This window comes from Ohtaekwangia koreensis (assembly GCF_900167975.1).
In the GTDB taxonomy this organism is placed as follows: Bacteria; Bacteroidota; Bacteroidia; order Cytophagales; family Cyclobacteriaceae; genus Ohtaekwangia; species Ohtaekwangia koreensis.
The window spans coordinates 1,830,133-1,846,335 of record NZ_FUZU01000001.1; the positions used below are offsets into that span (position 1 = coordinate 1,830,133).

At 44.6% G+C, this 16,203-nt stretch carries 5 protein-coding genes; 3 read left to right on the top strand and 2 right to left on the bottom strand.

All coding sequences use genetic code 11. The features are described from left to right. Window positions 1-61: 61 nt before the first annotated feature. Together yidC and B5Y40_RS07665 are read right to left on the bottom strand one after the other, a co-directional pair. Complete coding sequence (gene yidC, locus B5Y40_RS07660) at window positions 62-1,903, bottom strand: membrane protein insertase YidC (protein WP_079686088.1); 1,842 nt, start codon at window positions 1,901-1,903, stop codon at window positions 62-64. Between the two features lie 21 nt (window positions 1,904-1,924). Next, window positions 1,925-3,547 (bottom strand): CTP synthase, encoded by a 1,623-nt coding sequence (locus B5Y40_RS07665; RefSeq protein ID WP_079686089.1) that lies wholly within the window; start codon window positions 3,545-3,547, stop codon window positions 1,925-1,927. A gap of 394 nt (window positions 3,548-3,941) precedes the next feature. Between B5Y40_RS07665 and B5Y40_RS07670 the strand changes: the two genes are divergently transcribed. From B5Y40_RS07670 to B5Y40_RS07680, 3 genes are all read left to right on the top strand, one after another. Next, the gene (locus B5Y40_RS07670) at window positions 3,942-4,490 is read left to right on the top strand and encodes a hypothetical protein (RefSeq protein WP_143785649.1); all 549 of its coding nucleotides are present in this window, start codon (window positions 3,942-3,944) and stop codon (window positions 4,488-4,490) included. 168 nt (window positions 4,491-4,658) lie between these two features. Beyond that, complete coding sequence (locus tag B5Y40_RS07675) at window positions 4,659-4,997, top strand: hypothetical protein (RefSeq protein ID WP_079686091.1); 339 nt, start codon at window positions 4,659-4,661, stop codon at window positions 4,995-4,997. Window position 4,998: 1 nt separating this feature from the next. Then, window positions 4,999-16,158: a T9SS type B sorting domain-containing protein gene (locus tag B5Y40_RS07680; RefSeq protein ID WP_079686092.1), complete on the top strand. Its 11,160-nt coding sequence runs from the start codon at window positions 4,999-5,001 to the stop codon at window positions 16,156-16,158. The last annotated feature ends 45 nt before the right edge of the window (window positions 16,159-16,203 follow it).

Below are 16,203 nucleotides of genomic sequence, written 5' to 3' on the forward strand. Positions count from 1 at the left end.
TATCCATTAATTATTTCATGGTAAAGATTTGTTTGTAAATCACTTATACTATAAATATAGGTTACTTACGCTTCTTTTTATCGTCATCGCCACGTTTCCTCGCTTCTTCACTCGCTTTCATTGCTTCTTCCAGCTTTGTCATGAATTTCGATTTCTTTCCACCACCGGCTGCATTCTTTTTCTTATTCTCCTCCATGATCGTACGAATCTTACTCTCGTCTACAAAACGTTTGATGATCGCCTGCTGTGCGAACGTAACTAAGTTCGATACAAAGTAATAGAATGTAAGACCTGCTGAGAACGAGTTCAAAAAGAAAAAGAAGATAACAGGCATTATATAGGACATGGATTTCATGGGGCCTTGCACAGATGATAACTGGTTATTCTGCCAGGTATATACCAGTGTAGATATAGTCATCACCAGCGTAAATAAACTGATGTGACTTCCCACTCCGAAAGGAATAACAAACGGTAACTGAATCAACGAGTCATAAGTCGATAAATCTTCTGCCCATAAGAATGGTTGTTGACGTAACTCTATACTTGCCGGAAAAAGATAGAACATGGCAAAGAGAATCGGCATTTGTAATACCACGGGTATACAACCACTAATCGGATTGACGCCTACTTGCTGGTATAGCTTCATTTGCTCTTGCTGTACTTTGGTCATGTCTTCACCAACGCGTGCTTTGATCTCATCCAATTCTGGCTTCAATACTTTCATTTTCGCCATACTCAGATATGAGCGATAGGAGAGCGGGAATAACACAAGCTTCAGCAAGATCACCAGGATAATAATGATGATACCGTAGTTGCCAATGTGCTGCGTTAAGAAATGGAATACTGGGAAGATCACAAACTTGTTGATCCAGTATACCGGGCGCCATCCTAAGTATACATTTTCCTTAAAGCGTTCCGAAACATCACCGATAACCTGGTAATCATTTGGACCAACGTAGTACTTGAAGGCAGCTGTTCCATCCACCAAAGATTTCTTCGGGATAGAAAGTTTGATGCTTGCTTTTTTAACAACCGATGAATCTGTTGGTGTAACGGAAGACTGTACTTCACCACCAGCAAAATTATTTTTTGAGATGAAGGATGCGAGGAAGAACTTTTGTTTGATCGCTACCCATTTTACAGAGCCTGCAAAAGCTTCTGTCTCTATACTGGTAGATCGTGGTGTCAGTTCACTGAAACCATCTTCATCTGTATAATACGTGATCGTGGTGTTGTTACGTGTATCGGTCAGATCTTTCTCTAATGGCTGTACAGCGTAGTTCCATTGAAAGCTCAGGTTATCACCAGTCAACTGGCTATCCAAACCTTTACTTGAAATGTTATACCCGATCTCATAACCATTGTTTGGTATTCTATATATATGCGAGATTGTAGCACCAGCACTCAAAGATGCTGTAAATGTAACTTCGGTAGTGTCGCCATCTTTCTTTTGATCAACCTGGTAAAATAAAGTATATAGATCGATCTCTTTACCTTGGAATTGGCTTAGTAATTTTATTTCACTGAACTCAGGTGATACTAATTTAAGAGGATCAATTACCTTCTTTTTAAACTTCTGATCATAGGATTGAAATTTCTTAAGCTCCAATTCTTTGATCGAACCTCCCTTATTGCTGAACGTAATTTTCAGATCGGCAGTCTCAACAACCGTTGCTGTTTCAGTTCCTTTCATAGCAACGGATAGATCTCCATAAGTTGCTTGAAGTATACTATCACTTGGAAGTGCAGCTGCTGTCTCAACAGAATCTTTCTTTTGAGATGCGGAAGATTGTGTAGTGGTTACTTTTGGAGCAACAGGCTGAGGTTGCGGAGAGAACCAATAAAAATATCCGATCAGTAAAACTGCAATTAAAGTAAGGCCAATAGCCGAATTCCTATCCATTGTATTCTGTTCTTAAACTGATTATTTATTTACCGACTTTTTATGCTCCAGAGAAGCTTCCACGAACTTCACAAACAAAGGATGTGGATTCAGTACTGTGCTCTTTAATTCAGGATGATACTGCACCCCTACAAACCAAGGATGATCTTTTAATTCAACGACTTCAACAAGCCCTGAGTCAGGATTTATACCGGTAGCCTTTAAGCCAGCCTCTTCAATTTGTTCGAGGTACTTGTTGTTGAATTCATAGCGATGACGGTGACGTTCTTCTATAACGGACTCGCCATACGCAGCATATGCTTTGCTTCCTTTCTTAAGCTTGCAGGTATAAGCACCTAAACGCATGGTGCCACCTTTCATGGTGATCTTCTTTTGTTCTTCCATCATGTCGATCACCGGATTTTTAGTCTTGGGATTAAGCTCCGTTGAACTCGCCTCCAACTCCAGAACATTACGAGAAAATTCTACTACCGAACATTGCATGCCCAGACATATACCAAAAAATGGAATTTTATTCTCGCGGACATATTTAATGGCTTCAATTTTTCCTTCAAGCCCACGCTCTCCAAAACCAGGCGCTACCAAAATACCATCCAGTCCGCGTAAAACCGTTGCAACAGACTCCTTATTAATGTCCTCCGATGAAATCCATTTTACTTTTACCGTACAATCATTTCGCGTACCGGCATGTACAAAGGCTTCCGCTATAGATTTATAGGCATCGGGTAACGATACATATTTACCTACCAGACCAACCTGTACTTCATTCACGGGGTTTTTAAGCTTACCCAGAAATGATTTCCATTGCTCTAGGTTGGGTTCTTCCTTCGACTGGATTTTTAATTTCGATAATACGCGTTCATCCAGCTTTTCTTTACGCATCAGAAGCGGCACATCATAAATGGTTTCCGCATCCATCGCTTCAATAACAGAATTGATATGAACGTTGCAGAATAATGCAAGCTTCTTTCTGATCTCTACAGGAAGTGGCATTTCTGTACGACAAACTAATATATCAGGTTGAATACCTGCTTCCAGCAACTCCTTTACAGAATGTTGCGTTGGCTTCGTTTTAAGTTCTTTCGCTGCATTCAGATATGGAATGAGCGTAAGGTGTATAACAAGTGAATTGTTTGGAGGCAGATCATACTTTACCTGACGAACCGCTTCAATGAATGGAAGTGATTCAATGTCACCAACGCATCCTCCAATCTCCGTAATAATGAAATCATATTCCCCGCTTTCGCCGAGCAGAAAAATGTTCCGTTTGATTTCATCTGTAATATGAGGGACAACCTGTACGGTTTTTCCCAGGTATTCACCTTTACGTTCTTTGGTGATTACATTATTATAGATTCTTCCGGTGGTGATGTTGTTAGCTCGGGAGGTACGAACATTCAGAAAACGCTCATAGTGTCCAAGGTCAAGATCAGTTTCCGCTCCGTCATCCGTTACGTAGCACTCACCATGTTCATATGGATTGAGCGTACCCGGATCGATATTGATATACGGATCGAATTTTTGAATTGTGACCTTAAAACCCCGAGCCTGAAGCAATTGCGCCAACGAAGCAGCAATGATTCCCTTTCCCAGTGATGACGTAACGCCCCCGGTTACAAAGATGTATTTGGCAGTAGATGACATAGATTAGTGAAGCAGCCTGTGTAAACCGGGTGCAAAGGTAGATTTTTCAGGTAAATATTGAAGCCTAATATTCAAAGTTCCGGTTTTCATTCCTGATTACTTGATTCGATCGGTATAATTGCCACTATGCGCATGGAAAATTTGGTGATTTCTCTTTTTAACACTCTGCTTCCGGATGCATAGTATCATAGATATATTATAAGGTCGGGTATTGGTCGCTGAATATTGTGATCACATTACATAAAAAGGGGAGGCGATGAAATGAATCGGCTAGCCTTTTTATCTCTTTTCGTCCGGAATTTAAGAATCTATCACCTCTAATTTTGGACGAGTGGATAAGCCTGAAAACGCTCGTCTGGTATTTTTTCAATTTTTTTACATAAATTTGGTTTTAATGAGGGATTTTCAGTTCTGGCTATATGTAATAATAGGAGTCATCTACCTGCTAACCAGGTTAAAGAAGAAGCCTGAACAACAAAATGATTTTCCTTCAGGGAGACCGGAGAAGCCGGTTCAGAAGTTTGAGCCACCTACTGTAAAACCATCGACTGCTGCACTACCCAAGCCGTTGACTTTTGAAGAATTGCTTAAAGAAATAACGGAGAGCAAATTTCAAGAACCAGCGAAGCCGCAGCAGGAATACGTTGATTATGATGATCAACTAGAAGAGGAAGCGAGAGATCTTGAAGATGTTGACTACGACTATCGTAAAAGAGACAAGATCTACGATGTGTATGATAAAGGTAAGCTAGAGGCATTCAACAAACTTTCCCTGGAAGAAACAATGAGGATTGAAGACACGGATGTAAAGTATGAGCGATTCAAAATGTTTGAAAAACAGCAGAGCCGTGATTTGATCCAGGAGTATTTAGCCGATTTCAAAGATCCGGAAGGAATTAAAAAGGCTATCGTTATGAGTGAAATACTGCAACGGAAATTTTAATTTTTTAAGAAAATAGTACATACGAATTAAGGGAAGGTAATTTTTTAGACTGTACGGATTTTTTAAGCTGATATTGTAGCCGACATCTTTATTCGGGTAAAGACGGTTACCATAATTTTTTGAATAATATTTAGACTATAGGAATTATCCATTTTCATCTCTTTCAAAATGAGAGTTTCATTATTTTTTATTGTATTCCTTGCAGGAATATCATTTGTAAGTAAGGCGCAGTCATCCTGTAAGTCATCCATCAAGGTGACACAAGTGCGCTCAGATATTAAGCTAAACGTATCAGGTTCCGGTGACTTCTCCGGTAAGCTAATCCAATACGAAGGTATAAATGAGATCGTGGTGAAGGAATTCTCTGGGGTAAATACAAAGAGCTTCCTGTTTGAAAATCTGAAAGTGGAAAAGAGTTATAGAGTGAAAATAACATTTCACAACGAACAGGATTTCCTATGCAGGAATAAAGTTTCTGAATTCATTGATCTAAAGGGGGATAAATAATATGCTGAAAACTCTTTACAAATATTTTTTCGCCTTAGCATTCCCACTTCTTTTTTTATCGCACTCGGCTATAGGCCAATGTTTAACGATAAATGTTTCCAGTCAGGATGTAAACTGTAACGGAGGCAACGATGGTCAGATTTCAGTAACGACAAATACCGGTGTAGCTCCGTTTCGTTATGATTTATACTATGATGATGGAGGATTGACACTACTGGGTAGTGTGACTACACCAAGCACATCAGTGACCTTTCAGACTGGTAACGGTACACTTACTGAACCAGGTGCCGAAATGTTTGGTATTCCTGCTAACGCTGGCGTGAGTCAATATAGAGTTGTTGTCCAGGCAAGTGGTGGTGGTACTATAATTTGCGAGCGCAAAACAACATTTGTCACAATAGATGAACCTGCGAATCCACTTCTGATTACTGTAAATTCAATCAACCCGGATTGTAATCCATCGGTTGGTATAGGAGAAGGCGACGTGAACATAACGGCATCAGGAGGTACATCTCCCTATACATTTTTATGGTCAGATGGAGCTACTTCTGAAGACAGAACAGATATAGATGCCGGCACATACTCAGTAACAGCAACTGATGCCAACGGATGCGAGACAACTATATCCGTCACTATACCTGTCGTAACACAAGCGAATGCCGGAGCAGATCAAACGGTTTGCGCTGACAACACAACACTGGCAGGTAATGCAGCCGGTACCGGAGAGATCGGTACTTGGACGGTTGTATCGGGAACTGGAACTTTCGGGAACGCTAATTCACCAACAACTACTGTAGGTAGTTTGTCATTTGGTGCCAACGTATTTCGCTGGACTATAACAGATTCAGGACTTACGTGTACCGGAACAACATCAACCGTAACGATTACAAGAAGTACACCTGCATCGGTAGATGCGGGCGCTCCTCAGACTATATGTAATGGAGGTTCAGCTACGCTGGCTGGTGTTATTGGAGGTTCCGCTACCAGTGCAACGTGGAGTGGCGGTACAGGAACATTTGCTCCGAACAACGCGACGTTAAATGCAGTATATACTCCGAGTGCAGCTGAGATAACAGCCGGTACAGTAACGCTTACATTGACTACGAATGATCCGCTGGGACCTTGTCCTGCTGTAAGCGATAATGTTGTTATCACAATTAACGCAACGGCTACGGTAGACGCAGGGCCTGCTCAAACTATATGTGCGGGCAGTACAGTAACATTGGCTGGTACTTTCGGAGGATCAGCTACTGGTGTTTCCTGGAGTACATCCGGAGACGGTACATTCAACAATATAACAAACCCGAGTGCGATCTATACTCCTGGAGTAAATGATAGAGCGACAGGTTCTGTAACCTTAACATTATCAACCGATGATCCGGCTGGTCCATGTTTACCGGCAACCGATAATGTAATCATTACGATTAGTCCGGTAGCAACTGTAGATGCAGGTCCTGCACAAACTGTGTGCGGAAGCAGTACAGTAACACTCGCGGGTACTATTGGCGGTTCCGCTACCAGTGCAACTTGGAGCGGTGGTACAGGAACATTCTCCCCTAATAATACAACACTAACGGCAGTATATACGCCAAGCGCTGCAGAGATTACTGCAGGTTCTGTTACACTTACTTTAACTACGAATGATCCTGCAGGGCCCTGCCCGGCAGCCACGGATAATGTTGTTATTACACTCGATCCTATAGCAACCGTAGATGCTGGGGCCGCACAAACTATATGCGCAGGCAGTACAGTTACTTTAACAGGTACGATTGGAGGAGCAGCGATAAGTGCTACATGGAGTGGAGGAACAGGAACATTCGCTCCGAATGCTAATACACTTAACGCAGTATATACGCCAAGCGCTGCGGAGATTACTGCAGGTTCTGTTACACTTACTTTAACTACGAATGATCCTGCAGGTTTATGTCCGGCAGCCACAGACAATGTAGTAATTACAATCAGTCCTGCAGCAATTGTAGATGCTGGCCCTGCACAAACTGTATGCGGAAGCAGTACAATAACACTCGCGGGTACCATTGGAGGTTCAGCTACCAGTGCAACCTGGAGTGGAGGTACAGGAACATTTGCTCCGAATAACACAACATTAAATGCAGTATATACTCCGAGTGCAGCTGAAATAACAGCCGGTACAGTAACATTGACATTAACAACGAATGATCCTGCCGGAACATGTACAGCAGCAACGGATAATGTAACGATCACCCTTGATCCGGTGGCTACCGTAGATGCTGGTGCCGCACAAACTATATGTGCTGGCGGTACAGTAACGCTTGCCGGAACAATAGGCGGTGGAGCGACCAGCGCAACCTGGAGTGGAGGCACCGGAACATTCTCTCCAAATAGCTCTACATTAACTGCAGTATATACTCCAAGTGCTGCTGAAGTATTAGCCGGTACAGTAACGCTTACGCTTACTACGAACGATCCTGCAGGTTTATGCCCAGCGGCAACAGATAACGTAACAATCACAATCAGTCCTGCTGCAACCGTGGATGCTGGCCCTGCACAAACTATATGTGGAAGTGGTACAGTAACACTTGCCGGTACTATTGGCGGTTCAGCTACCAGTGCTACATGGAGTGGAGGTACAGGAACATTTGCTCCGAACAACACAACATTAAATGCAGTATATACTCCAAGTGCAGCTGAGATAACAGCCGGTACAGTAACATTGACATTAACAACCAATGATCCTGCCGGAGCATGTACAGCAGCAACGGATAATGTAACGATTACCATCAATCAACCTGCAACAGTTGATGCAGGCGCAGCACAAACTATATGTGCAGGTAGTACAGTTACTTTGGCTGGAACGATAGGAGGTTCAGCAACCAGCGCAACCTGGAGTGGAGGTACAGGCGCATTCTCTCCGAATAACTCTACATTAACGGCAGTATATACTCCAAGTGCAGCTGAAGTATTGGCCGGTACAGTAACGCTTACGCTTACTACGAACGATCCTGCAGGTTTATGTCCAGCGGCAACAGATAACGTAACAATCACAATCAGTCCTGCTGCAACTGTGGATGCTGGCCCTGCACAAACTATATGTGGAAGTGGTACAGTAACACTTGCCGGTACTATTGGCGGTTCAGCTACCAGTGCTACATGGAGTGGAGGTACAGGAACATTTGCTCCGAACAACACAACATTAAATGCAGTATATACTCCAAGTGCAGCTGAAATAACAGCCGGTACAGTAACATTGACATTAACAACCAATGATCCTGCCGGAACATGTACAGCAGCAACGGATAATGTAACGATTACTATAAATCAACCTGCAACTGTAGATGCCGGTGCGGCACAAACTATATGTGCTGGTAGCACCGTTACCTTAGCCGGAACGATAGGTGGTTCGGCAACAAGCGCAACGTGGAGCGGAGGTACGGGTACATTCTCTCCAAACAATTCTACATTAACTGCAATATATACTCCGAGTGCAGCTGAGATAACAGCTGGTACGGTAACATTGACATTAACTACGAACGACCCTGCAGGAACTTGTCCTTCTGTGAATGATAATGTAGTAATTACCATTACGCCTGCGGCAACAGTGAATGCTGGTCCTGATCAATCTATATGTGCTGGTAGTACGATAACACTTGCAGGTACAGTAGGCGGTTCTGCCACAGGCGGTACATGGAGTGGAGGTACAGGTACATTTGCGCCTAACAATACTACATTGGGCGCGGTATACACACCGAGCGCAGCTGAAGTAACAGCCGGTACAGTAACGCTGACATTAACAACGAGTGGCCCATGCGCAGTTGTAACAGACAATGTAACGATCACAATCAGTCCGGCAGCAACAGTAAATGCTGGTCCTGATCAATCTATTTGTGCAGGAAGTACAGTAACACTTGCCGGCACAATAGGAGGTTCTGCCACAGGAGGAACATGGAGTGGTGGTACGGGAACATTTGCTCCCAACAACACAACGTTAGGTGCAGTATATACACCGAGTGCCGCTGAAGTTACAGCCGGTACAGTAACCTTAACGTTGACAACAAGTGGTCCATGTGCAGTATTAACAGATAACGTAACGATTACAATTAACCCTGCCGCTACTGTAAGTGCAGGTCCTGATCAAACTATATGTGCAGGTGGTACAGTAACACTTGCAGGTACTATAGGAGGTTCTGCTACAGGCGCAACGTGGAGTGGTGGTACGGGAACATTTGCTCCCAACAACACAACGTTAGGTGCAGTATATACACCAAGTGCAGCTGAAGTTACAGCCGGTACGGTAACCTTAACGCTTACAACGACTGGACCATGCGCGACTGTAACCGATAACGTGACCATTACCATTAGTCCTGCGGCTACAGCAAACGCTGGTGCTGATCAAACTATATGTGCAGGAAGTACAGTAACACTTGCAGGATCAGTAAGTGGCGCAGCTACCGGAGGTATATGGAGTGGCGGTACAGGAACATTTGCTCCGAACAACACAACGCTGGGTGCAGTATATACACCAAGTGCCGCTGAGGTATTGGCCGGTACAGTAACATTGACATTAACTACGACCGGACCTTGCACTGCGGGAACGGATAATATAGTGATCACGATCGGCCCGGTTGCTACCGTAGATGCTGGTCCGGCACAAACTATATGTGCAGGTGGCACTGTTACATTGGCTGGTACAATAGGAGGTTCTGCAACATCGGCAACATGGTCAGGTGGAACGGGTACATTTGCTCCTAACAACACGACACTGACTGCAGTCTATACTCCAAGTGCTGCGGAAATCACAGCGGGTACGGTAACCTTAACCTTAACAACCAATGATCCGGCAGGACCTTGTGCTGCGGTGACAGACAACGTAACGATAACAATCAGTCCTGCGGCAACGGTAAATGCAGGCCCTGATCAAGCTATATGTGCAGGTAATACAGTAACATTAGCCGGTACAGTAGGCGGCTCCGCTACAGGTGGAACCTGGAGTGGAGGCACCGGAACATTTGCTCCAAACGCAACTACATTAAATGCAGTCTATACACCGAGTGCAGCCGAAGTTACAGCCGGTACAGTAACCTTAACCCTGACAACCAACGGGCCTTGTTCTACATTAACAGATAACGTAACGATAACAATCAGCCCTGCCGCTACGGTAAGTGCTGGTCCGGATCAAACTATATGTGCTGGTAGCACAATCACATTATCAGGAGCAGTTGGAGGAGGCGCGACAGGAGGAACCTGGAGTGGTGGAACAGGAACTTTCGCACCTAACAACACTACTTTAACGGCAGTATATACACCAAGTGCCGCAGAAGTTACAGCCGGTACTGTAACCTTAACGCTTACAACGAGTGGCCCATGCGCAGCAGCAACAGATGATGTTGTGATAACGATAAGTCCAGCGCCAACCGTAGATGCAGGTGCAGCACAAACTATTTGCGCAGGTAGTACGGTAACACTTGCTGGTACTATAGGAGGTGCCGCTACATCCGCTACATGGACGGGCGGTGCTGGTACATTTGCGCCTAACAATACTACACTTAACGCTATATATACACCGACTGCGGCAGAAATAACTGCAGGTACGGTTACGCTCACTTTGACAACAAATGATCCTACAGGATCTTGTACAGCAGTAAGTGACAACGTCACTATTACTATCGATGATGCAGCAACAGCAAATGCAGGTACAGATCAGGATATATGTGCGGGAGGTACAGTAACTCTGGCAGGTACTGTCGGAGGATCTGCTTCAAGCGGAACGTGGAGTGGAGGTACGGGAACATTTGCTCCGAACAACACAACACTAACTGCAGTATATACGCCAAGTGCCACAGAGATTGCAGCAGGTACAGTAACACTCACATTAACCACAAATGATCCAGCAGGTTCATGCGTTGCAGGTACAGATGACGTGGTGATAACAATCAACCAGGCTCCGACTGCAGCGAACGCAGGTCCTGACCAAACGGTTTGTGGTCCTGCTACATTAGCAGCGAACACGCCAACCGAAGGCACAGGCCAATGGACTATAGTTAGTGGTACAGGTGGAAGCTTAGGAGATGCTTCTAATCCGGGAACAACATTCTCGGGTACAGGAGGATCTACATATATATTACGCTGGACAATTACAAATGGATCATGTACGGCCAGCACAGATGATGTATCGATTACCTTTGATATCAATACACCAACTACTGCAAATGCAGGTGCTGATCAAGCCGTATGTACAACGTCAACAACGCTTGCGGCGAATACGCCTGTAACAGGTACAGGTGCATGGAGTATAATTAGCGGTACCGGTGGAGTGTTAACGGATGCTGCAAATCCAACAACAGCATTTACAGGTACAGGAGGATCTACATATATATTACGCTGGTCAATCAGTACCGGTGGAACTTGTACACCAAGTACCGATGATGTAACGATCGCATTTGAAGTTGCGCCTACAACCGCCAATGCTGGTACTGATCAAAGTGTCTGTGCTACAACGGCAACACTGGCTGCTAATGTAGCAATAATTGGTACAGGCACCTGGACAATTATTAGTGGTACAGGCGGAAGCTTTGCGGATGATAACGACCCTGCTACTGTGTTCACAGGCACCGCCGGACAGACTTATGTTCTTCAGTGGACTATAACAAACTCATGCGGACCTTCTTCCGATCAGGTAACCATTGAACTCGAGTCTGCTCCAACAACAGCGAATGCAGGTACTGATCAAACCATTTGTGGTCCTGCTACATTAGCAGCGAACACTCCAACTATTGGCACAGGTCAGTGGACTATAGTAAGTGGCACAGGGGGAAGTTTAGTAGATGATACTGATCCTGCAACTACTTTCACAGGCACAGCAGGTTCAACCTATATATTACGTTGGACGATCACCAATGGATCATGTACACCGAGTACAGATGATGTATCGATCACCTTTGATATTAATACACCAACAACGGCAAATGCCGGTCCTGACCAGGGAGTATGTGGTACATCCACAGTGCTTGCAGCAAACACTGCTGCTATAGGCACAGGTCAGTGGACTATAGTAAGTGGCGCTGGTGGAAGCTTTGACGATGATGCACTTCCTGCTGCAACCTTCACCGGTACAGCGGGAACCACCTATATATTACGCTGGACAATAACCGGATCATGTGCAACTACATTTGATGATGTTGAAGTTGAATTTGAAGTAGCACCGACAACGGCGAGCGCTGGTCCTGATCAGACCGTTTGTGGTCCTGCTACATTGGCGGCAAACACACCAACCGTTGGCACGGGTCAATGGACTGTGGTAAGTGGAACGGGTGGAACTTTTGCAGATAATACGAATCCAACAACAACGTTTTCGGGTACCGGAGGTAGTACATATGTGCTTCGCTGGACGATCAGTAATGGATCATGTACACCGAGTACAGATGAAGTATCCATCACTTTCGATATCAATACGCCTACAACTGCGAATGCTGGTTCTGACCAGTCTATATGTACAACATCAACAACGCTTGCAGCGAATGCACCTGTAACAGGTACGGGCGGATGGAGTATAATTAGTGGTACCGGTGGAGTGTTAACGGATGTTGCAAATCCAACAACAGCATTTACAGGTACGGCAGGAACTACCTATATATTACGCTGGTCAATCAGTACCGGTGGAACTTGTACGCCAAGTACGGATGATGTAACAATCGCATTGGAAGTAGCTCCAACTACTTCAGTCGCAGGAGTCGATCAAAGTATATGTGCTACAACAGCAACGTTGGCAGCCAATACAGCAGCAATCGGAACAGGTACATGGACAATCATAAGTGGTACAGGCGGAAGCTTTGCTGATGATAACGATCCTGCTACTGTGTTCACAGGCACAGCAGGTCAGACTTACGTCCTTCAGTGGACTATAGCAAACTCATGTAGTTCATCTTTTGATCAGGTAACAATCGAGCTTGAGGCAACGCCTACAGTAGCCAATGCAGGAGCAGATCAAACCGTTTGTGGCCCTGCTACATTAACGGGTAACACACCTGTAGTTGGTACAGGTCAATGGACTGTAGTGAGTGGTACAGGTGGTGTCTTTGCCGATGATACGAATCCTACAACAACATTCTCAGGTACAGGTGGCGCCACGTATGTAATTCGTTGGACCATCAGCAATGGTTCATGTACACCAAGTTCAGATGATGTATCTATTACTTTTGATATCAATACGCCAACAACGGCAAATGCTGGTCCGGATCAGGCTGTGTGCTTGACTTCTACAACGCTCGCTGCAAACACACCAGTGGTTGGTACTGGAGCATGGACAGTAGTAAGTGGTACAGGTGGAAACTTTGGTGATGCTGCAAGTCCAGTAAGTACATTTACCGGTACAGCCGGAGCAACTTATATATTACGCTGGACTATAGATACAGGCGGAACATGTACACCAAGTACGGACGATGTAACGATTTCATTTGACGTAACTCCGACTGTAGCCAATGCAGGAGCAGATCAAACAGTATGTGCTACCACTGCAACGCTGGCTGCGAATGTAGCAGCGATTGGTACAGGTACCTGGACAGTTATAAGTGGTACGGGCGGAAGCTTTGCAGATGACAATGACCCTGCTACTATATTTACAGGCACAGCCGGACAGACTTATGTTCTTCAGTGGACAATCGCTAATGCTTGCGCGACAACATCAGACCAGGTAACGATCAAATTGGACGCAGCTCCTACAGTTGCAAACGCTGGTCCTGATCAAGGTCTTTGTGGAGTATTTACAACAACACTTGCTGCGAACACACCAACGGTGGGAGCGGGTGTATGGACAATTATAAGTGGAACGGGTGGCGTTGTAATTACACCAACGAGTCCTACATCTCAATTTGTAGGGGTAGCCGGAAACTCGTATACATTACGCTGGGTAATTACCAACGGATCATGTACACCAAGTATAGATGATGTAGTGATTAATTTCTCAGCATCACCTGTAGCTACAAGTCCTGTTACGGTATGTGTTAACAACCCGGCACCCGTGTTGACTGCAACTGCTCCTGGAGCTACAAGCTTCAGATGGTATCTGTTTACAGCGCCATCTACAAGAACACTCTTGGCGACTACACCGACAGGAAGTTTTACACCAGGAGCCGAATTAATTCGTACAACACCAGGAACCTTTACGTACGAGGTAACGGCTGTATATACTTGTGGTGAAAGCCCTGCAACTCAAATTGTAGTGAACGTATCGAACACGGGCGGATGTAGCGGTGGTGGTACAGGCAATTGTGCTACGGTAAGAATCGTTCCGCATCCTCATCCGGCGACCTGTACGTTGTCCAATGGCTGGGTTTCGTTCACGATAGATCCATTGGTTCCTGCAGTTAATACGGTAGGTGTTATAATCAGAATCGATGGTATATCCAGTACAAACCTGACGATAACAAGAACAAACTATAATGACACAACCATGTTGAATCTGCCAATGGGTACATATACGTATACCATTACCTATGGCGATGCAAGTTGTGTTAAACCAGGAACGTTTACGATTGACCAGTCAGGAACAGTAGGTACTCCGGTCGCTTCAAATATAGTTCAGCCAGTTTGCGCAGGTTCTGCAACAGGAGCTCTCACATTGGATATAGTTGGTGAAACCGGAAACGTGTTGGAATGGTCTCTCGATGGAATTACCTGGGAGACGTTTACAGCAGGAAGCCAGATCACGGGTATACCAGCAGGAGCTGCACCTACATTCGAACGCGTGATAAGCGTGAGAAGAAATTCATCAGATCCTTGTAACGCAGCAGTAACCGTTGTCATGCAAGATGCAAATCCTGTCATCAACGCTACATTCGATATCACGTCTTCTACTTGTAACGGTAATGATGGTGAGATTAAGAATATAGCCGCTACAGGTGGAGTAGGAGGACCTTATACATATTCGTTGGACGGAACAACATTCCAGGCAGCGAATGAATTCCTCGCTATACCCGGAGGCGCATATACACTTACTGTAAAAGATAACGGAGGTTGTGAGCAGACTTTTGCAGCCAATGTCACCTTCCCTGGTTTCATTGACTTCTCAGCAGCAGTTGTTACAGCCACATGTACAAACAATGGGCTTAGCGGAAAGTTAGTGGTAAAGTTTACCAACCCTGGAACTTATCAGGCTGGTATAAGTGCTGATCCACTCGTAGAGCCTACGAAATATAGAACGTACACCACATTCGATCCTACTAATGATGTTCCACTTACATTCGATTCATTGGGAAGAGGAACGTACTATATCTTTGCAAAAGGAGCTTCAGCACTGTGTGCGACAAGACAAGGTCCATTTACAATTGACGGTGTGTATGCAATCACATTCGATATTGTACCGATCTGTAACAACAATGAAGTCTCTATATCTTTGACAAACATTACAGGCGAGCCAGGGATACCTTTTGAAATTCAGGTGTTCAAGAAGTTCACCAATATAGTGTTGGAGACTTATCCGGTGTCTTCCATTCCGGTTACTGGCAGTGTATTATTAGAATATGCAGATCATCCATTCTTGCAACTGCCGGATGAATACCAGATTCAGATCAACCAGGTTCAGTCTTCAACGTTCTGTTTATTGTCTTCTGAACTTACAGATTATAAAGTAGTACCACACCTCTTTGCGCAAGTAGGAGTTACCAGTGAATCGTATCCGGATATACTTACGGGTAAAATGCAGGTTGGTAGTTTCACCGGAGGACAGATACCATACCAGATCCGTATTGAACTTGACTCAGCTTCCGTTGGTGGCCAGGCATATCAATCTGATTGGGAAGAAGTATTGGTGAATAATAACTTGCAGTATGAAAAGAACTATAGTAATGTGCCTGCAGGTCGCTATAGTGTTCAGGTGATGGATTCTATAGGGTGTGTGATTGAAATTGTCGGACGTGTTCCGCTGGATACCGATATCTATATACCGAACATCTTTACACCGAACGAGGATGGATCAAACGATGTATTCTTTATCCGAAATTTACCGGATGCAGATGCTAAGCTGGTAATAACAGATCGTTGGGGTAAGCAGGTTTACTCTACCAATAGTTATCAGAACAACTGGGAAGCAGAAGATGTATCGGATGGTATATATTTCTATCGACTCAAGATTGGTGAAGGAAGTGCGATAACAGGATGGGTAGAAGTATTACGAGGAGCGAAGCCATAGAATAGCGTACTATAAATTAAAAGCCCCGAATGACAAGGTTGTTAT